General features: G+C 47.0%; 18 protein-coding genes. 16 read left to right on the forward strand and 2 right to left on the reverse strand.

The genetic code is table 11. The features are described 5' to 3' along the window. Positions 1-44: 44 nt before the first annotated feature. The 4 genes from ACVA6Q_RS21020 (at position 45) to ACVA6Q_RS21035 (ending at position 3,150) form a co-directional block, all read left to right on the forward strand. The gene (locus ACVA6Q_RS21020) at positions 45-539 is read left to right on the forward strand and encodes a peptidylprolyl isomerase (RefSeq protein WP_353498382.1); all 495 of its coding nucleotides are present in this window, start codon (positions 45-47) and stop codon (positions 537-539) included. Positions 540-578: 39 nt separating this feature from the next. After that, on the forward strand, positions 579-1,310 hold the full coding sequence (gene lpxH, locus ACVA6Q_RS21025; protein ID WP_353498381.1) for a UDP-2,3-diacylglucosamine diphosphatase: 732 nt from the start codon (positions 579-581) through the stop codon (positions 1,308-1,310). Between the two features lie 90 nt (positions 1,311-1,400). Then, positions 1,401-2,633: an EAL and HDOD domain-containing protein gene (locus ACVA6Q_RS21030; RefSeq protein ID WP_446648874.1), complete on the forward strand. Its 1,233-nt coding sequence runs from the start codon at positions 1,401-1,403 to the stop codon at positions 2,631-2,633. Between the two features lie 28 nt (positions 2,634-2,661). Then, on the forward strand, positions 2,662-3,150 hold the full coding sequence (locus tag ACVA6Q_RS21035; RefSeq protein WP_446648842.1) for a YchJ family metal-binding protein: 489 nt from the start codon (positions 2,662-2,664) through the stop codon (positions 3,148-3,150). A gap of 90 nt (positions 3,151-3,240) precedes the next feature. On the opposite strand, the gene ACVA6Q_RS21040 is transcribed toward ACVA6Q_RS21035, so the two are convergent. Together ACVA6Q_RS21040 and ACVA6Q_RS21045 are read right to left on the reverse strand one after the other, a co-directional pair. Continuing rightward, positions 3,241-3,441 carry a DUF4250 domain-containing protein gene (locus tag ACVA6Q_RS21040; protein WP_042499342.1) on the reverse strand — a complete coding sequence of 67 codons (201 nt, stop codon included), beginning with the start codon at positions 3,439-3,441 and terminating at the stop codon, positions 3,241-3,243. A 77-nt stretch (positions 3,442-3,518) separates the two neighbouring features. Next, the gene (locus ACVA6Q_RS21045; RefSeq protein WP_446648843.1) at positions 3,519-4,202 is read right to left on the reverse strand and encodes a hypothetical protein; all 684 of its coding nucleotides are present in this window, start codon (positions 4,200-4,202) and stop codon (positions 3,519-3,521) included. 162 nt (positions 4,203-4,364) lie between these two features. Between ACVA6Q_RS21045 and ACVA6Q_RS21050 the strand changes: the two genes are divergently transcribed. The 12 genes from ACVA6Q_RS21050 (at position 4,365) to ACVA6Q_RS21105 (ending at position 20,803) form a co-directional block, all read left to right on the forward strand. After that, positions 4,365-6,710, forward strand: a complete 2,346-nt coding sequence (locus ACVA6Q_RS21050) for a YgiQ family radical SAM protein (protein ID WP_446648844.1) — start codon at positions 4,365-4,367, stop codon at positions 6,708-6,710. Positions 6,711-6,954: 244 nt separating this feature from the next. Beyond that, a complete protein-coding gene (locus ACVA6Q_RS21055; protein WP_446648845.1) occupies positions 6,955-8,622 on the forward strand; it encodes an asparagine synthase-related protein in 1,668 nt (555 codons plus the stop codon). A gap of 9 nt (positions 8,623-8,631) precedes the next feature. Continuing rightward, complete coding sequence (locus ACVA6Q_RS21060) at positions 8,632-9,819, forward strand: glycosyltransferase (protein ID WP_446648846.1); 1,188 nt, start codon at positions 8,632-8,634, stop codon at positions 9,817-9,819. After that, positions 9,816-11,234 (forward strand): lipopolysaccharide biosynthesis protein, encoded by a 1,419-nt coding sequence (locus tag ACVA6Q_RS21065; protein WP_446648847.1) that lies wholly within the window; start codon positions 9,816-9,818, stop codon positions 11,232-11,234. Before ACVA6Q_RS21060 ends, ACVA6Q_RS21065 begins: the two co-directional genes overlap by 4 nt. A gap of 11 nt (positions 11,235-11,245) precedes the next feature. Next, complete coding sequence (locus ACVA6Q_RS21070) at positions 11,246-12,181, forward strand: glycosyltransferase family 2 protein (RefSeq protein ID WP_353498373.1); 936 nt, start codon at positions 11,246-11,248, stop codon at positions 12,179-12,181. A 289-nt stretch (positions 12,182-12,470) separates the two neighbouring features. Further along, entirely contained in the window at positions 12,471-12,803 is a 333-nt protein-coding gene (locus ACVA6Q_RS21075; protein WP_353498372.1) for an STAS domain-containing protein, read from the forward strand. A gap of 46 nt (positions 12,804-12,849) precedes the next feature. Next, on the forward strand, positions 12,850-13,725 hold the full coding sequence (locus ACVA6Q_RS21080; protein ID WP_446648848.1) for an OmpA family protein: 876 nt from the start codon (positions 12,850-12,852) through the stop codon (positions 13,723-13,725). A gap of 38 nt (positions 13,726-13,763) precedes the next feature. After that, positions 13,764-15,827, forward strand: a complete 2,064-nt coding sequence (locus tag ACVA6Q_RS21085; RefSeq protein ID WP_446648875.1) for an SLBB domain-containing protein — start codon at positions 13,764-13,766, stop codon at positions 15,825-15,827. Beyond that, positions 15,827-16,543, forward strand: coding sequence for a chromosome partitioning protein ParA (locus tag ACVA6Q_RS21090; RefSeq protein WP_446648849.1), 717 nt, complete (start codon positions 15,827-15,829; stop codon positions 16,541-16,543). Before ACVA6Q_RS21085 ends, ACVA6Q_RS21090 begins: the two co-directional genes overlap by 1 nt. A gap of 130 nt (positions 16,544-16,673) precedes the next feature. Further along, the gene (locus ACVA6Q_RS21095) at positions 16,674-18,185 is read left to right on the forward strand and encodes a sigma-54-dependent transcriptional regulator (RefSeq protein WP_446648850.1); all 1,512 of its coding nucleotides are present in this window, start codon (positions 16,674-16,676) and stop codon (positions 18,183-18,185) included. Beyond that, positions 18,175-19,224 (forward strand): glycosyltransferase family 4 protein, encoded by a 1,050-nt coding sequence (locus ACVA6Q_RS21100; RefSeq protein WP_446648851.1) that lies wholly within the window; start codon positions 18,175-18,177, stop codon positions 19,222-19,224. Before ACVA6Q_RS21095 ends, ACVA6Q_RS21100 begins: the two co-directional genes overlap by 11 nt. Before the next feature lie 169 nt (positions 19,225-19,393). After that, positions 19,394-20,803, forward strand: coding sequence for an O-antigen ligase family protein (locus ACVA6Q_RS21105; protein WP_446648852.1), 1,410 nt, complete (start codon positions 19,394-19,396; stop codon positions 20,801-20,803). Positions 20,804-20,848 lie beyond the last annotated feature (45 nt).

Below are 20,848 nucleotides of genomic sequence, written 5' to 3' on the forward strand. Positions count from 1 at the left end.
TAGAATCATGGCTTCAAAATAGAAAAATGGAATAGGTATTCATCATGATCACCCTTCACACTAATTTCGGCGACATCAAAATTCAATTGAACGAAGAGAAAGCACCAGAAACAAGTGCAAACTTCCTACAATACTGCCGCGATGGTTTCTACGACAACACGCTTTTCCACCGTGTTATCGACGGTTTCATGATCCAAGGTGGTGGCATGACGTCTGGTCTTAAAGAGAAGACGACTCGTGCTCCAATTAAAAACGAAGCAAACAACGGCCTTAGCAACAAAGTAGGTACTTTGGCTATGGCACGTACGATGGAACCGCATTCTGCGAGCTCTCAGTTCTTCATCAACGTAAACGACAACACGTTCCTAGACTTCCGCTCTGAGAGCCTAGACGGTTGGGGTTACTGTGTATTCGCAGAAGTTGTTGAAGGCATGGACATCGTTAACAAGATCAAAGGTGTGAGCACTGGCTCTATGGGTATGCACCAAGACGTACCTCTAGAAGAAGTGATCATCACTGGTTCTACGATTCAAGAGTAATCGTTAAAAGGGAGGGCTTGCCCTCCCTTGCTGTATATTATGACAACATTATTCATTTCTGACTTACACCTTTCCCCTCAGTTACCCCAAACCACGGATTGCTTTGTTAAGTTTATGCGCGAAGAAGCCATTCACGCAGATGCATTGTATGTACTCGGTGATCTGTTCGAATTTTGGATTGGCGACGATGACCCTTCTCCTTTTGCCGCTATGATTAAGCAAGAGTTTCTTACTCTGACTCAGCACGGCGTCGATACCTACTTTATTCAAGGTAATCGCGACTTTTTGTTGGGAAAGCGTTTTTGCAAAGCAACCGGTATTACCCTTCTCGATGAACACAGTGTCATCGACCTATACGGTAAGAAAGCGGTGATATTACATGGGGATACGCTATGTACTGATGATGTGCGATATCAGAAGTTTCGCGCCAAAGTACATATGCCTTGGCTGCAATGGCTATTTAATCGCCTTCCGTTCTTTACAAGACGCCGTATTGCAAATAAAATCCAGGGCGATATCAAAGAGGTCAAGTCCAGTAAGTCACTCGACATTATGGACGTTAACCAAAACGAAGTAGAAGCGCTGCTTCGTGAGACTGGCACTGATCTTATGATCCATGGGCACACGCACAGGCCAGGAACACATGAGTTCACCGTCCAAGGCCACCCCGCAACACGAATCGTGCTCGGCGATTGGTATCAACAAGGCTCGGTATTAGTGTGTGAGCCAGAATCGCAGTGTCTTGAGCGCCGTTTTTTTAACAAACCATGAACTACCCCTCGAAATTCCAATAGTTTCATAGTCAAAGAAAGTAATAAAACGTTACTATGAGTCAACGTTTTTGAGATAACCATGCAGAATTTGAAATACTCGTACATCGCTAGACAACCTATCTTGGATAGCGAACAAAAAACTGTTGGCTATGAGCTGCTATTTCGGGACGGCCCTAACAATACCTTTCCAGATATTGACCCAGAACTGGCCACCAACCGACTTCTCTCCGAGCATTTCTTGGCAACACATTACAGTACGATAGGCGATAAACTAGGTTTCGTGAACTTCCCTTACCAAAGCTTGGTCAACTTAGTCCCGACCCTATTCCCTAAAGAAAATCTGGTAATCGAGATCTTAGAAAGTTGTGAGCCGACTGCTGAGCTGCTTGCTGCGATTAAGAAAATGTCCCAAGCGGGTTACACCATCGCCCTTGATGATTTTGTACCACGCAAAGAGTGGCTACCTTTCTTGCCGTATACATCGATTATCAAAATTGATATTCGCCAGTACTCGTTGAAAAAGGCTCAAGCACTTATCGAAAGACTGCGACCTCATAACATTACTTTCCTAGCTGAAAAAGTGGAAACCTACGAAGAGTTTGAGCTTGCCAAGCAAGTCGGCTTTGATCAGTTTCAAGGCTATTTCTTTAGTCGTCCGCAGTTGATTCGCCGTAAGCAAATCAAACCTTCTTTCCTGACGGTCGTTCAGCTTTGTAAAGAGATAGCCAACCAAGACATCAACTACGATGAGCTAGAACGACTCATTTCTCTTGATGTCACCTTGTCGTACAAGCTACTAACGTTTGTGAATGCCTCGTATCTGATCCGCTCAGAAATCAAATCGTTCAAGCAAGCCTTAGTTTACCTAGGTGAAGAGCGTCTTAGAAAATTCATCTCCTTAGTGGCGATTACATCAACCCAAGACGACAAGCCAGATAGCCTGTATAGCCTATCAATTCAACGCGCTCGTTTCTGTGAGCTGCTGCTTAGCGACATGAATACCAATCTCGACGAAGGCCTTGGCTTTCTCACTGGTATGTTCTCATTGTTAGACTCGCTGTTTGACCAACCTTTAGAAGAGCTGGTAGAAAAAATGCCTATCGACCATATGGTTAAATCAGCGTTGGTGACTAAACAAGGCACACTTGGCAACATTCTGTCCTTGGTCAAAGCGTACGAGAATGCCGATTGGATGACGGTGATAGCTTATCGCGACAAACTAGAAGTCAGTGACGAAAAGCTCGCTAAGCATTATGATGACGCTATTAAATGGACTGAAGACCTACTGGTAATTGAGTCCGAGTACCACGTTCACGTTTGAGCGTTAAACACCAAATCAAAGATTAATCATGAAACCATGCTACTGCGGCAGTAATCAAAGCTACGAAACATGCTGCCACCCCATCCACCAAGATGTCACTCTAGCTAAACAACCTGAGCAGCTGATGCGCGCGCGCTATAGCGCCCACTTAACCAAGGATGTTGACTTTGTTGTCGCGACCTATCATCCAAGTTGTCAGGCAGAGAATGAGCGAGAAGCAATTGCTGACTCTATAAACAGTGATTGGCTCAAGCTTGAAGTTATTGGCAGCGAGAGTGGTAACCATGAAAACGAAGGCTATGTAAGCTTTCGCGCTTTTCTTAAAGACAACGGTTATGAGTACTGCTTGGCAGAGCGTTCACGCTTCCTATTCGAACAAGGCCAGTGGTTTTACGTCGATGGTGAAATCGATGACAGCATTCCACCTAAACCGCTAACCGTTGAATCGGTGAAAGTAGGTCGCAATGACCCTTGCCCGTGTGGCAGCGGTAAAAAGCACAAAAAATGCTGCGGCTAATGAGCCCAAATAGATAAAGAGTTCTATAATAAACAGGCTCTATAGAAACGAAAAGGTCGCATTGTGCGACCTTTTTCTATGGTTAGCGATTTAGCGTTGGTACGCTTTGAACTGATTGGTCAAAGGGTCATACTGGTAACCGAGCATATCCAATTTGCCTACCACGCCTTCTACGTCCATTTCATACATGCTCACCAACTCATCAAACGAGTCGCACTCTAAGCGCAATTTTTCGTTGACGATACCAAGCAAGATAATACTGTCAAAACCGCTCACATTACTTAGATCCATAACCGCACTCCATAAAAAAAGCTAGCCCTTAAAGACTAGCTGTTTATTACGGAATAGAAAGTGACTTGGTTTACAGATCAAGCAAGCCAATAAAGCTGCAACAGCCCAATGTTGGTCACCAAAAGGCTCAAAAACGCGACGGCAAGCTGACCTTTCGCTGGTGCTCGGTGACGAATAATGTGCCAGCTCCAAATCACGATGCCAGCCATTAGCATAAGCAAAGAGATAATCACCGCTGGAGTATAGTTAGCAACAACCTCAGGCTCCCACTGATAAGCATTAAACACAAAACTCAATGCCAATAGCATCGCAAACACAACGCCTGACACCGGTAAGATGCGATGAAAGGCCTGAAGTCGTGTCTTAGCCATTGTCAGCAGTAGATGGGCAAACGCCGCACCTAGCAATAATCCTGCACTGGCAAGCGACATAGATTGAGCGAGATTTGGCTGCTGAGCGATCAAAATCACTGAGAAGGTCATCCCCATACCGTTAGCAAGATGCAGAGCCCAGAAAGGCCCTTTCTCTCGAGTTTTACCTGTTTGAACTTTGGAATAGAAATAGAACAGCGCAAACACCACTAAAAAAGCTTCAATCTTCAAAGAAGCAATGGCAAGCCAAAGTATGCCTATAGCTGGCAATAACTTGTGAATACGGCCTCTTTGTCCAGGGCAAATGTCGCCCTTTGCTAAAATAAGAGTTAGTACGAGCATCGCAACGGCAAGTGCCGGCGCAAGTAATGTCAAAACAGCGGTAATCATGGGTATGAGTTCAAAGCAAAAATCATTGACGCTGATGATATATCAGCTTGAGGACGAATACCATTGACTCGTCATACAGCAAAATAACCACACTTTGTTTGGGCTTTGAAGTCACTGGGATTGAAGTATATAATGCCCGCCTTCAAAACTAGAGGTTAAAATATGCACAACGACATCACCCCAATCCATGAGCACAAAAAATACTGGGCGGAATGCTTTGGTATTGCTCCTTTTTTGCCCACCAGCAGAAAAGAGATGGACGCCCTTGGATGGGACAGCTGTGACATCATTATTGTCACGGGGGATGCGTATGTTGATCATCCTAGTTTTGGTATGGCTATCATTGGTCGCCTACTTGAAGCACAAGGCTTCCGCGTTGGTATTATTGCTCAGCCAGATTGGAGCAATAAGAATGACTTCATGAGCCTAGGTAAGCCGAATCTCTTCTTCGGTATCACTGCTGGCAACATGGACTCAATGATCAACCGTTACACCGCGGATAAAAAACTGCGCCACGACGATGCTTACACACCAAACAACGAAGGTGGTAAACGACCAGACCGCGCAACACTGGTTTATTCTCAGCGCTGCCGAGAAGCCTACAAAGAAACTCCTATCGTACTGGGTGGTATTGAAGCCAGCTTGCGCCGTATTGCTCACTACGACTATTGGTCAGATAAAGTTCGTCGCTCAGTGCTATTTGACGCCAAAGCCGACATTCTACTGTTTGGTAACGCAGAACGTGCACTGGTAGAAGTTGCGCACCGACTGGCTGATGGTGAAAGCGTGGCTGACATGACCAATATTCGCGGCACAGCAGTGAATTTGGCGGTTGAACCAGAGCAATACACCATCATTGACTCATCGCGTATTGAAAAGCCGGGTAAAGCATTCGTGCCACAAAACCCATATCAGGTGGAATCAAACTGCGACACCAACAAATCAGAGACTGAAGCTGAAGCTGAAGCGAAACCGATTACCATTCGCCCATCTCGTCATGATGCAGTCTCGACGGCTGTGCGCTTGCCACCCTTCGAGAAGCTCAACAATGACCGTATCCTTTACGCTCATGCCAGCCGTGTGATGCACCTTGAGACCAACCCATATTCGGGTCGTGCGCTGATTCAGCGCCATGGCAACCGAGAGCTTTGGGTAAACCAAGCACCGATTCCGCTCACCACAGAGGAGATGGACTACGTGTTTGGCCTGCCATATGCGCGTGTACCTCACCCTAAATACGGTAAAGCCAAGATCCCTGCCTACGACATGATCAAAACCTCGGTTAATATTATGCGTGGCTGTTTTGGAGGTTGCTCGTTCTGCTCGATCACTGAACACGAAGGACGAATTATTCAAAACCGCTCTCAAGAATCAATCATTGGGGAACTAGAAGAGATCCGCGACAAAGTACCGGGTTTTACTGGTACCATCTCTGATTTGGGCGGCCCAACAGCCAACATGTATCGCTTAGGCTGCTCTGATCCAAAAGCGGAAGCAAACTGTCGACGTCCTTCTTGCGTGTTCCCAGGTATCTGTAACAAGCTCAACACGGATCATAAACACACTATCGACCTATACCGCGCAGCGCGTAAAGTTGATGGAGTGAAAAAGGTCATGATCGCCTCTGGTGTTCGTTATGACTTGGCCATTGAATCCCCAGAGTACGTTCGTGAACTCGTGACGCACCACGTAGGTGGCTACCTAAAGATCGCACCAGAGCATACGGAAAAAGGCCCGTTGGATCTGATGATGAAACCAGGTATGGGTACCTATGACCGCTTCAAAGAGATGTTTGAAAAATACAGCGCTGAAGCAGGTAAGAAACAGTACTTGATCCCATACTTCATCTCGGCACACCCAGGCACAGAAGACGAAGACATGCTTAACCTGGCACTGTGGCTGAAAAAGAACAACTTTGAATGTGACCAAGTTCAGAACTTCTATCCGTCGCCAATGTGTAATGCAACATCCATGTATTACTCAGAAACGAACCCGCTGAAACGCGTCAAATACAAAAAACGTGAAGACTTGCCAGTGGCGAAGGGCGAACGTCAGCGTCGCTTGCACAAAGCCTTGCTACGTTATCACGATCCAGACAACTGGCCGCAGATCCGTGAAGCCTTAGTCAGCATGGGTAAGCAATATCTAATTGGCGACAAACCAAGCTGCCTAGTACCTGCTGAAGATATCGACTCACGTACGCCAGCACAGCGCCGTAAGTCCGGCCGTCATGGTGCCAATCGATTTGCTACCAAGCACACGAAGGGACAACCGGACATCCGAACCGATGGTCAGCGACGTAAGAAACCGGGTCAACGCCCAGCAACTGGTCAGAATCAAGGTCATGGCACTCAAGGTCATGGTGCTCAAGGCCCTGGTAAGCAAGGCAACGGCAAGCAAGGCAACGGTAAACCAAGCAGCAAACCAAATGGTCAACAAAGATCAGGTGGCAAGCCTGCAGGTAAACCAAACGGTAAAGGCGCTCCTAAACGCCGAGCTCGCGCTTAACGCCATCGATTCCAACATTTAGCGAATCGTAGTTTCATGAAAGAGAGTCACTTGTGGCTCTCTTTTTGTTTATCCGCTCTTAACCCCATCTCAGTGCAAATTCTCAATCTGATTTTGATTGTCAAAATGAAAAAACACCATTACCACTTCAAGATCAAAACGTAACCAACTGTATTTATTATATTTAAATTTGGGCACGGCTGTTGCAATACAGAGGTATCAATAGAACTTCTGAGGCAGGGTTATGGCACATTATCTAATTACAATTCCTAAAGCGACCAACAAAGCAGTCGAAATTACTAACACGGCCAATGATGGCGAACTGGATAGCGCGACCATTTGGGAGCTTGGCCATAAAACCGTGATTTGTTGGGGTGACCCAGCCAGCGCTGCCAGCGATGCTGATATTATCGCCGATGTGAGCTTAAACCGCAGTCAGTCTTATTGGGGTCGAAGTTGGATTGTAGTCGATAGCAATGAGCAAACCGTACAAGCATGTACAGATCGTCTTGGCATCTTCCCTGTTTGGATTGGCGAACATCAACACAACACCGCGCTTTATACCAGTCGTCAAGCGCTGAGCACCTTTACACATCACCAACCGAAAACGTCTAGCGCTCAACGCACTTTGGTAGCGTTCGGCCAGTTGTTTGATGAGCAGACATTGTGGAATGAGATCCGCTGCCTCAATGGGCGTACAACAGTCACTATCGATTCTGAGCGCACTAACATCCAATCTCATCAAGACACCCCGATTTTAGATAACGACATCACCCGTTTTGACGATGCGTTGGAGGCTTTTGTCGAAGCCGTTCGCGAAGCGTTTAACTACGGCAGTGAGCCAATGGTGTCATTAAGTGGCGGGCTTGACTCTCGCTTGATTCTTTCCGCAGCCACAGCGCTTGGCAAAAAACCAACCACGCTAACCTACGGCTCACCTCTCTCTAGTGACCATCAAATTGCCAAAAACCTTGCCGAGTGCGCAGGGCTTCGTTTGATTACTGGAAACGAGTTCGCGACGCCAACTGACCCTAGCAACATTCAACGTGTCGCGGATCTCGGAAATGGAGAAGTCCCTCTCCATCATGCTCATTCGATTCTTGATTCTTCACTTTTAGCACAAACCTCTGGACGCATGCTTCTCACCGGCACCGGTGCTGAAGTGGCAAGAGCGTTTTACTACGACCGGGGTTTTCCAGGTTTCAGTATCTTTGGTCAAGGCATGGTAGGTCACACGTCGCTGATGGAGCGAGCGAAGCGTTACATAAGAGAAGAGTATTCGAAATCAGCCACACCGTTCTTCAACTATGCACCGCAATACAAAGAAACCATGCTCAATGACCTTAATAGAATCATTGAACGCCACGCCCATCATTTCGATACGGCAGCACGTTTTTTGGACAATTTCTATCTACAAAATCGAGTGGTTCGCTTTGTCGCCTGCGGCCAGCAAATGTTAGATTCGCACTACCTTCGCAGCCATCCATTTCTCAACAAAGATGCTCTGTATCAAATTGCTCACTTGCCAGTGCGCTATAAACTCGCGAGTCGGTTCCATCGAAAAGCGATACAGAAACTGTCTCCAAAACTTGCCAATATTCGCTGGGACAAAACAGATCAGCCGCTTAGCCACGGATTACCACTCAGCTACCGCTACCCTGCATTGACGAGCCGCCTAGGCATTGAAAACTGGGGCAAAAACAGCACGCCGATGTACAACTATAGCGAGCTAGCAAAGCACTTGTCTCGCGGTACCATCGAGCGCAGCTTGCGTCAGATGAACTGCCTGAGCAACATCAATGATGATCAGTCATGGCAACACGTTCAGCAGCATTTACCGACTCTAGGCTTTAGCGCGGTTTGGTCGCAATCGAAGCCGCTAACCGCTATTCAGTCCATCACTGGCGCATAGGAGAGAGCAATGAAAACCTTAGGTTACGTACTCAGTGATTTCCCTGTTCTGTCAGAAACCTTCGTCGGCACAGAGATACGTGCGATGGAAGCTCTGGGATATCAGGTGAAGCCCTTTGCCTTCAATATCCATCAAGATGGTGGTCAGCCTGTTGATAGGCCGCTGCTTGATAAGGCTGTTGCTCTTTCTAGCGTTAGCAATTTTTCGGCACTCGCCATTTGGCTTCGCAACCCACTTAGAAGCATCAAAGCACTGTCCTTCATTCTTCGTCAAAACGGCCTTCCAAAGAAGTCATTGATCCGCAGTGCAGGACAGTTAGCACGAGTGGCACTGGACAATGAATGTAACCACCTGCACGCGCACTTTGCTCTGCATACCGCAGCGACGGCGATTGCGGCCAGTCAGCTTTCAGGTTGCCAAGTCTCTTTTGTCGGTCACGGTTACGATGTTTATGCGCGCCCGGCCGATTTGGCTCTCAAGCTCGAGTCTTCCAGCTTTTCAGTCTGCGTTTGTGAAGATATGTGTGACCAGTTTCTAAAGCTTGCACCTAACCACCCAGTTCATTTAGTTGAATGTGGGATCGAACTTAGCCGCTATCCATTTCATCCTCGTCAACATCACAATGGGCGTTTACTTTTTGTCGGCCGCCTAACCGAGAAAAAAGGGCTGATTGATCTTCTTCAAGCCATGTCGCTACTTCCGGATGATGAACGTCCCATGTTGGATCTTGTGGGGGATGGCGAACAGAAGTCCCTGCTTGTCGCGCTAGCCCATCAGTTGGGCATTGCTGAGCAAGTACACTTTCTTGGTAGCCGTCCTTCCGAATGGATTATTGATAACGCCGCACACTACTTAGCACTTTGCACCCCTTTTTGTGAAGCTCGTGACGGCGATAGAGACACAGGACCAGTCGTGGTAAAAGAAGCGATGGCACTCGGACTGCCGGTGATTTGCAGTAACTTCATGGGCTGCAAAGAGATGATCGTTGAAGGTACCGGACTCTTAGTACCACCAAAAGACCCACAAAGTTTGGCAGCCGCCATCGTCAAAACGTATTCACTGACCACTTCGCAGCGAATGAGCCAGCTAAACAAGGCGCGAACTCGTGTGACTCGACTTTATAGTGCTCGCAACTCAGCGAAAAAACTGGCCACCGCTATTGAAAGCAACTACCAGTTACAAGGAGCCACGCTATGAGCCGCGCTATCCAACAGTCGCTCTACTACGCCGCAGGGCTAGTTTTGATGAAAGGCGTATCGTTTATCATGCTGCCGATTGTTGCAGGTGCGCTGTCTACCACGGACTACGGTCAGCTTGATCTATGGCTGTCCATATTAAACGTTGGTGGCATTATTCTTGGTTTTGGTTTGATAGAAGCGCTGTACAAGCAAGCAGGAGAGGCAAAAGGCAACGCGTTTGACACGTTAAACAGCACCGCCACGATTCAACAGCTCATTATCGCAGTCATGGCGCTCATCGCTGCCGTACCAATTGGTCTTTTTGTGTTGTCCACATGGACACAGATCAGCAGCACAGATTTTATTTTGGTCACGTTGACCCTGATTGTCAGCTGTGCCATCAACATGCCGCTAACCTGGCTAAGATTAGTTGACAATGCGCGCTTGTTCTTTTTGTTAACAAGTAGCAAAGCTGTGATTCAAGCCGTTTTAACCTTTGCTTTCTTACATTACGGTTTAGGATTGACTGGCGTGTTGCTCTCCGGTCTACTCTCGTCTCTGTACTTAGCAACCCTTCTATTAGTCAAACAATGGTGTTCACTTTCATTTAGCTGGGACGCTCACATCGCAAAACAAATGAGGCACTATGGGCTACCTCTTATCTTCTCTGGATCGCTATTGTTTGTCGCAGCAGGTGCTGAGCGCTGGATCTTAGCAGCGACGGTGGGGCTAGAATCATTGGCTCAATACGCTATCGCGATGCAATTTGCCCTTATTGTTGCCTTTCTGTGCGAGCCTCTAACCCTATGGTGGTTTCCAAAACGCTTTCAAATACTTAATGAAGAGAACGGCAAAGTCAAAACAGTCCAAATCGCTGAAACCCTTTGCCACACCACCATTTGGTTCGCGATGAGTATTGCTCTGTTCGCACCGGTTATTATTGAAAACTGGTTTCCAGCACGCTATCACGAAGCATCACAATGGATCCCGTGGCTAGCGCTAGGCATCGCATTTAAGCAAATTTCCCATACCTTGACCACAGGTTGCTACATTGATAAACAGCCGAAAATTGTTCTAAAAATCAACACTATTATGGCAGTAGCAGCACTCACTGTGTTTACCTTGTCAAGTTGGCTATTTGGAATACAAGGCGTTGTGTTTGCCTTTGTCCTGCTCTATGCGCTTCGTGCCTATCTCTTTGACCGCGCCAGCCAAAAGCGCCTGGTGCTGAATCATCACTACATACAACTTGCTACTCACTTAGCTTGGGCAACAGGTTTTATCGCTCTCAACCAATTCTCACCAATCTATCTGGTAGCAGGCTGGCTAGTACAAACGGCTCTATTCAGCTTTTGGCTGATGCAGAACTGGCGACCTAAAGCAAAACCAGCCGACAACTCAATCCGCACTGATACGTTCGCTAAACGTTTATAAGGAATTCCAACATGACTTCACATTCAACTCCTATCGTCAGTATTGTCATTCCAAACTTCAACTGTTTGGCGTACCTTCCTCAGTGTTTACAAAGCATTGAGCAGCAGACTTATACCCATTACGAAATCCTGTTCGTTGACGATGGTTCCACGGACGGTTCGCGTGAGTACTTAACTGAGTTAAGTAAGACCCATCCACATATCTCACTCATTCTAAGTGAGCGTGGAGGGCCTGGCGCCGCTCGCAATCTTGGCGTAGCGCAAGCCAAAGGTGAGTGGATAGCATTTTTAGATGCTGATGATTTGTGGACACACAGTAAACTCGCCGAACAGGTGGCTTTTATGAGTGAGCACCCAAACTGCGTGCTCAGCTTTACCAATTACGAGCATATCAATGAAGCTAACGAGTTTATCATTCCGTGCTTTCAATACTGGCCCGAGTTTCAACGCCACATTGAATCGCAATCTGCCACTACCGGCTATCAAATGCTAAACCATGCAACCGCGATGCTTTTTAAAGAGAATATTGTCGGCACTTCTTCGGTCATGTGTCGACGTGATGCTTACCTTCAAGTACAAGGGTTTGACTGTGAATTGCCAAGTGCCAGTGATTGGGATCTGTGGTTAAAGCTCAGTGAAGCTGGCGACGTGTCGTTTACCAACGAAATTCGTATGCACTACCTGATGCGCCAAGGTAGCGTCTCTTCCAATGTGCCAAAACGCATTGAGGCGATGAAGACGATTGCTCAGCGTCACGTCAGCTTTGCTCAAGCTCAGTGCTCTAAAGCAAAGCGCTTTGTTGATGAGCGTTTGATGGACGCCTATTGTGAGTATGCTTCGCAGCACAAAGGTTATTTCCATCGCACAGCAAAACATGTGCAAACTTTCATCACCTACCCTAGCGTTCGCCGCTTCAAGGCTATGGTGAAAACGGCCATCATCTATTAAATGAATCTTGCTCTGCCGCTTAGCCTGCCCTACCAGCGGCCTGAGTGGTAGAGCAAGCTAAACATACTTGTGACTGTAATCAACTCACTTCTTTGACGCATTCCGCTAAATTTCTCTTACTTCTCAACCAGCAATTTCGATTTTCAATTTGAGAATCACGACTTCAATTTGATAAACACACACCAAGACAAATCTAAATCATTGAAATTAAACTGTTAAATAATTGGCACACTCCATGCAATCTAATCAGTGTAGAAACAATTTGGCCATTCAGGACGAGGACAAGACCATGGAACTACTAAAAGCAGAAACCAACACTCAAACCCTTCAAGTAAAAGTTTTAGGCGATTTTGATGCTCGAGGCAGCCGATCGGCTCAAGCTCAAATTGATGACATCATTCACAATGATGGACACCAAGAAGTGGAAATCGACCTAGAACAAGTGCGCTTTATGGATTCTTCTGGCATCGGTGCTATTGTTTATTTGTATAAGCGACTCGTTGAACGTGAACGAAAAATGCGTCTGGAAAATGTCACAGGACAGCCCCTGCAAATCATAAAGTTACTTAGAATTGGTCAGGCGATTCCAGTCAATACTCACGCCAGTAACGAGTACTTATAGCCTCAAAATATTAGACTAAAAAGTTGGCAAAATAGGTGGTCACTACATGGAAGTAAACACGGGTATGAAACAAGCATTAACCTGTATTTTGGCAAGTCTTCTGGTTGCATGTACCAGTTATCCTGATGATGGAACCGGAGGCATTGCCGAACAATATGTAGGATCCGACTTTTCACCTGTCATGCCTGATGAACCACTCGGCCCGGAGCATGGGCTACGCTTCGATTGGAAACTGACCAAACTCCACTTAGATTCTCTCATCCAAGAAGGCGCTCAATGGTGCTTTCCTGCCGCAGTATTGCAAGCTCAGGAGAAGCAAAACCGTATCGCACGGGAGCTTGAGGGCGGGCTGTGGATTGACGCCGCCAACGACATCGTTATTCAGCGAAAAAAATTGAACGACCTAGAGCTACGACTAGACTACGTATTAAGTCAAGCAACCTGCGCACCACCAGCGAAAGGAGCGGCATTTGATGACCAAATGTCGGTGGTAAGACGCATCTACAACCTTTTAAACGTCGACAACCAGTTTGCCTATGACTCGATTGAAGTTAACCCTAAATATATGGGTCACTTAGCAGAGGCAGCTAACATTTTAAAACAGTATCCGAACATTCGACTGTCGGTCACAGGCCACGCCGATGCGACCGGGACTAAAGAATACAACGAGCGAATCGCCAAAGGACGTGCGCAACAAGTAAAACGTTACCTTACTATCTTTGGATTAGCGCCTAATCGAATCGATACACATTCTTTAGGTGAAGAGCTGCCCTTGTATCAAGGAAACACACCGGGTGTCATGCTCACCAACCGACGCGTAAGCGTTGATGTCATTGCTGATAACTATAGCGCTACAGAAAGTTATAGCACCACAGAAAGTAGCCGTACTGGAAATGGAGCTGCTAACAAAGGAGCACAATGATGAAGCTTCTCAATACCCTAGCAACACTGCTATTGGCAATGATCGTCGTTGTGCTCAGCCCTGCTGCACTCGCCGACGAAAAAAATGTTCAAGTTGGCGACCTTATCCAAGTTGATCTACCCGGAGAGTCGAGCCTTAACCGAGCATTTCAAGTCGACAAACGCGGTCGTATCAATCTTCCTGAAGTCGGGCAAGTCTTCGTTGCCGGATTTGATGAAACCCAGCTTGAATCTGTCGTAGTTGATGCCCTTGGCACGATCTTTCGCGATACCAGCAACGTCAAAGTATTCATCGCCCAGCGTCAGATCCTGATTTCCGTACAGGGTTATGTTGAGGCGCCCGGAGAGTACACCATCCCTTACAACTCAAACGTACAAATGGCTCTGCAAGCCGCTGGCGGCCTGAGAGCCGGGGCGCAGCTCAATAAAATGATTCACCGCCGCGGCGCAGATCGCATTGAGTTTGATTACAAACAGTTCCTTGATACTGGTGATGACAGAGACCTACCCGCACTGGAGTCCTTAGATATCCTTTTTGTTCCTGCTTCACCGCTTGTGGGTAATGTTGAGCAAGAGTTTGACGCAGCAAAGCTCGCCGACTCTGGAGACAGTGCAGACTCACGTCAAGCGATCAAGGTGTTTGGTGAGGTCAACGCACCGGGCTCTTTTTCTTACAAAGCCAATACCGATCTTGTCGATGTACTCATGCGTGCAGGCGGTGTCACACGTTATGCCAGCGTCGAGCAAATTCGAGTTATCAGCAATAACTCCCCTATTCTTTTCAACTTAAAACGCTACTTAGACAGTGGTGACACCTCACTACTCCCACCATTGCAGCCGGGCGCGACCATATTTGTGCCTAAGCAGGAAGAGGAAATTAAATCCGGCTCGAACACCGTTTATGTCATGGGTGAAGTTGCAGCACCAGGTGCGTTCGAGGGTAAGCCCGGCGCGACATTTATGGATATTCTGGCCAATGCCGGCGGCCCAACGCGTTTTGCAGAATCTCGTCAAATGCGAGTGATTAAATCTGACGGTTCAATTATACCTTTTGATCTGACAGCTTACACCGAAGGTCTAAGCACTGCTCAAGCGCCCCTTATTGAAGCTGGTGATGCGATTTTTGTACCAGAGAAAACAGATATCAATGAAAAGTCATGGTTAAAAATCTCACCTGACCGCGCTGTTAATGTCATTGGCGAAGTAGTAAGACCCGGTCGCATCGAATGGTCAGATGAAATGGATCTGATGGATTTGTTGGCACACGTTGGAGGTCCGAAAGGGCGAGCAGACACCTCTAAAATCGAAGTGGCAAACGGCGGAAAAACCGTTGTGTTTAACCTCGATGAGTTTATTAAAAAAGGCGCTCCACAATCTGAGCTGCCTTTTATTGGCGCGGGCGCGGTAGTAAGGGTACACGATCTTCCGCAAGACCCTTCTGACAACAAAGCTCAGTGGGTAAGACAAAGCTCTGACGCCTCCATCTACGTATTTGGTCAAGTCAATGCCCCTGGCCGCTATCGCTTTACCAATGAGATGCATTTCCTCGATATTCTCTCAGCTGCAGATGGACCAACCAAAGACGCCGACATTCACAACATTCGTGTGACACATCGCGACAAGCCTTATGCAAAAGTAAGTAGGCTCAATTTGTCGACTTACTTTGAAACAGGTGATGAGTCCATTTTACCGCTAGTGAAACCGGGTGACACCATCTATGTCCCGGAGAAAAACAAGAACTGGCTTGATAAACCGAAAGAAAAAACGGTTCGAGTACTTGGTGCAGTGAAAAGCCCAGGCCGTTATGTGTTTAATGACAACATGACAATTTTAGATATCTTAGCCGAAGCTGGCGGGCCGGATGAGCGTGCTTATGTCAGTAAAATCAGCATCGTCAATATGTCGTGCTGCCAAGGGCAAGCTCGCTCATTTGATTTAGTTGAGTTTAGTAAAACAGCAGACATTCGAATGCTACCTGTACTTCGCGCTGGCGATACCGTTTATGTACCCGATCGCCGTAACAGCTTTGCTGAGCAAGCACGCCTAGGTCTCACCGATATTTTCCGAATCGTTTCGACCATTGCTATTATCGGAGCCCTGTGATGACGATACCTGCCACTCATGCTGAGATTGAAGAGCTGTATCTAAATGCTGAGTTAAAGCAGTGCCGCTCTATTTGCCTGACCGCTTGTAATAGTGGAGAAGGTACGACAACACTAGCAAAAGCGCTAACCGAACGTTATCTGCTGGCTGGCTACAAAACACTGCTCATCGATTTAAATGTGTTTCGACCTAGTTTAGTACCACTCGATTTTAATATACCTTCGGAAAACAGTGACACCTCGAGTCAATTACTTCAGGAGCAAAACAGTGACTCCTCGTCTCCCAAAGTATTTTTGGGTGTCAGTGTACCAAGCGACCCGAAAACACGTTTGCAGTTTAAAGACCCAATTCAGCTTCGCAAGCAAACAGAGCGTTGGTTGGAAGAATATGACCGCGTTGTGTTTGATACTTCCCCCATTCTCAACGTTAATCAAAACAACATACCGGCTCAAGTCGTGGCCAATGCCTGCGACGGCACCTACTTAGTGGTACTAAGCGGCGTCACTATGACCAATCAGGTGACAGAAGCGACACAAATATTAAACGACGCCACGTCAGTTCAACTGCTTGGTTCCGTGCTCAACTATCGAGATCAACCTTCTCTTGCCAGTGAGATTTGTAGAGAAATCGATCGCTTGAGCTGGCTACCCAATCGTGTAACCAACTGGATGAAAACCAAAGTTCGTAATAACCGCTTCCTATCTCAATCGATTTGAGCACTCATTTTGAGAGAATCCTGGTCAAATTGTTATTATTCAGTACCTTAACAGACGATACTTTGTTGCAATTTGACAATATGTACTATCATTAAAAGAACAGCGCCTAATCAAACAAAGGATTGTAAGTATGACACCCAAGGTACTCTTGGTAGAGGACTCGTCTTCTCTCGCCGTTCTCTACAAACAATACTTAAAGAATGAACCTTTTGACTTACTTCATGCCGCAACAGGCGGTGAAGCAAAGCGCATACTTGAACGTACGATCCCTTCTCTTATCATCCTCGATCTTCAGCTACCCGATATGCAAGGGGACGAGATTTTGGAGTGGCTTGAAGAGAAGAATATTAGCATTCCCGTTGTGGTCGTTACCGCGCACGGTAGCGTAGACACGGCAGTGAAGTTAATTCAAAAAGGCGCGAAAGATTTCTTAGAGAAACCCATCCGCGCTGACAGACTCAAAACCTCGATCCAGATCCACCTTAAGCAAGCTGAGCTTGAAACCATGCTGGATGATATTCAGCAAAAAATGGATCGCGAACGCTTCCATGATTTTATTGGTGCCAGTATCCCAATGCAGGGGGTATATCAAATCATTGATGCGGTCTCCGACACCAACGCCAGTGTATTTATCATTGGTGAAAGTGGCACAGGTAAAGAGGTTTGCGCCAATGCCATTCACAATGAAAGTAACCGCAAAGACAAGGCATTTGTTGCCATCAACTGCGGTGCTATTCCCAAAGATCTGATGGAAAGCGAAGTGTTTGGTCATGTTAAAGGCGCCTTTACTGGCGCAGCAACTGACCGTAAAGGCGCCGCTTCGCTCGCTGACGGTGGCACTTTATTCTTGGATGAGCTTTGTGAAATGGATTTGGAAATGCAGAAAAAACTGCTGCGCTTTCTACAAACAGGCACTTTTACACCTCTGGGAGCAACCAAAGAACACAAAGTAGATGTCCGCATTATCTGCGCGACCAACCGTGACCCACTTTTAGAGGTTCAAGAAGGCCGCTTTAGAGAAGATCTTTACTATCGCGTCCACGTTGTTCCCATCCATATGCCGCCACTTCGGGAGCGTGACCGTGACATCGTCACGCTAGCCGAACATTTCCTACGTATCTATTCTAGGCAAGATGGGCGCAAGTTTGAAACCATAGCGAAGGAAGCACAGCGCTATCTGAAACGCTATACTTGGCCGGGCAACGTGCGTCAGCTGCAAAATATTATCCGTAATATTGTGGTGCTTAATGATGAAAAGTCTCTCGGAGTATCACATCTACCACCCGAAGTCATGGCTTCCACTGCAACTAAACCATCGGCCTCGCACGCACCTAATAGCCGTCTTTCTGTCGTACAGCAGACCAGCCCAGCGCCTAGCCCGATAGTAGAAGCTGCCCCTGAAATGGCCACTACTTCTATGCCAATGGAGAGCGCAGTTAGTAACACCCCGCCAAATGCAGAACCAAACAACGCTCAAGGGGTGACCATCCGCCCGATGTGGCAAATAGAGCGTGAGACCATTCAGCAAGCCATTGACTACTGCGATGGTAATGTACTCAATGCAGCGGTGTTACTAGAACTCAGCCCTTCCACCGTATATCGTAAAAAACAAGCATGGGAAGCCGAAGACAGTGCCTCTTAATCCGGTGATTTGGTTACTGCTCGATAGCCGCTCATTTGGCGGCATAGAGACTCATGTCTTGGAGCTCGCCAAGGGACTGCTCGCCCATAACTACCAGGTAAAAGTGGTATTTTCCAACGAATACCACCCAGTTCCTCCGCTAGAAACGGCGCTAAACCAGAGTTCAATTCCTACCATGACCCTGAGCCGTGAGTATCCCAACACTCACCCACTGTTGCGTCTGAAAGAGGCCATTTCTAGCGCTGAGCAGCAAAATCAACGCCCAGCGGTCATTCATACGCATGGTTATAAAGGCAGCCTTTTAGCGAGAGTCACTCGCCTTATTGGCTATACCAACTCAATTCGTATTGTTTCAAGCTTTCACGCAGGAGAAACCCCAAAAGGTCGCGTCAAACTTTATGATGCTCTCGATAGATTCAGTGCTTTCCTCAGCGAACAACGTATCTGCGTTAGTCGTACTATTCAATCGAAGCTTCCTTACAAAAGCATACTAGTAAAAAACTTTGTCCCCAAAGCGCCGCTTGTGTCACTTGCGTCGCGTAGTGTCGCGTTTGTCGGCAGGTTAAGTGAAGAAAAAGGCCCGGATACCTTTATTGAAATGGCCACACACTTTCCAAGTCATGATTTTCATATCTATGGTTCAGGACCGATGGAAACGCTATTAAAAGAGATTGCTCCGCCAAACGTGCAGTTTCACGGGCACCAATCCAATATGAATGAGGTTTGGCAAAGCGTCGATCTTCTTTTGATTACATCACGCTATGAAGGGTTGCCGATGGCAGCACTAGAAGCCATGTCTAGAGGAATACCCGTGATAAGTTTCGAGCTTGGTGAGCTCCCTAGTGTTATTGATACTGGCAGCAATGGCTGGATTACCTCATGTCCCGAAGATATGAGAGACACACTAAACAATTGGTTTTCGCTTTCAGACGCAAAACGCTCGCAAATCAAGTATCACGCCCAGCAAACCATTGAACTCAATTACTCTACCGATGTAGTAATACCGACGATGCTCGGGGTGTATGGGCTCAAAGCGTAAATCTCACCACTCAATTTGATTCCCAAAATGAGAAACACTCTGTTTCTTTAATTAGAACTTATTCCACTCCCTCCAGAAATCCCACTACACAAGGCCTGCGGTGAATTCCGATGTTTGGCACTCTATTTGCCTAGTTAGTAGCTAACAACTGACACAATGCTAGGTAACTATGACTCAATCAACCGCCACACCTTCAACCGACCATGCTAAACACAGCAAACACATTGTGCTGAGTTTGGTCTTGTGTGGTTTGGTTGGGGCAGCGTGGGTGTTGGCACCACATCCTGTGATTGGCCTAGTGGTCGCGCTGTTACCGATTGGAATCTTGGTGGTACTTAGTCAAACTTTCTGGCTAGTGACTCTGTTTATCGTGTTTTCGTTTTTCCGCATTCATGAAGTATTCCCAGTACTATACCCTCTTAAGATTCCATTGATGTTGTCTGCTGGAGCACTAGCCGCACTCATCTGGCATACCGTATTTAGCCAAAAACTAAGACTCTATTGGCATCCCACCTACTTTTGGTTGCTGGTATTTTGGGGGCTCGTGATCGTCGGAATCCCTTTTGCGTCAAACAAAGGCGTGGCCATCTCAATGTTCACCGGCAACTATGTAAAAATCATCATTATGACGCTTGCGGTATCTTGGCTAATCACGTCATCAAAAGAACTGTCGCGATTCTCTTTCGCCATTGTTATTGCAGGGCTCATTGTCGGCTGTAAAGCGCTATCCAACTCGATAAACGGTATAGGTCTGGTTGAAGGCTCACGAGTCACAATCGGACGCAGCTTTGGCTCTATGCTTGGCGACCCGAATGATTTAGCACTCGTGTTAATGTTCCCATTGGCCTTTACTGTTGCCACCGCCACTACCCGAGGCGTCGGCATACCGATGAGATTGCTCGCAGCCACCACTTCCATCGTTCTCTTTTTCGCAGTTCTTGCCACCCAAAGTCGAGGCGGCCTGCTTGGCTCGCTCGCTGTATTCGGCGTGTTCGGTTGGCGATTTATCCAATCGAAAGTGCTGTTCTGTTCGCTGGGCTTTTTTGGCGCGGTGATACTCTACGCTGTTGCCGGTATTTCAAGCCGCTCCTCAGGGGGCGCTGCCGAGTCGGGTATCGACGAGTCAGCTATGGGGCGCGTCTATGCTTGGGAAGCGGCATTTAAAATGGCTGTCGATAATCCCCTTCTCGGGGTTGGCTTAGACAACTTCTACTACAACTACTTCTTTTATAGTCCTCATTGGGATGGACTCAACCACGCCGTGCACAGTACCTGGTTCGGCGTACTTGCAGAGTCTGGCTTTCTCGGCCTAACGGTCTTTTTACTGTTTATCACCAGTTTGATTAAGTGCGCTAGGCAAACTCTTAGAAACCTTGATAGTGGTGAAAATATCCCTCCTTACCTTCATTCAATGGCCATGGCCGTTTACAGCGGGCTTGTTGGCACTTTTGTATCCGGAACCTTCTTAACACAAGGGTTCGTATGGCCGATTTATATTCTCGCTGCACTCACCATAGCCGTCTCACAAATCGCTTCTCAATTTGAGAAAAGCCAAACCTCTGACTCAGAACAAAAGTAATCATCTGTTTTTATTACAAAAAATTATTGGCTCAGTTCTTGAATT

This window comes from Vibrio sp. DNB22_10_4 (assembly GCF_052879755.1).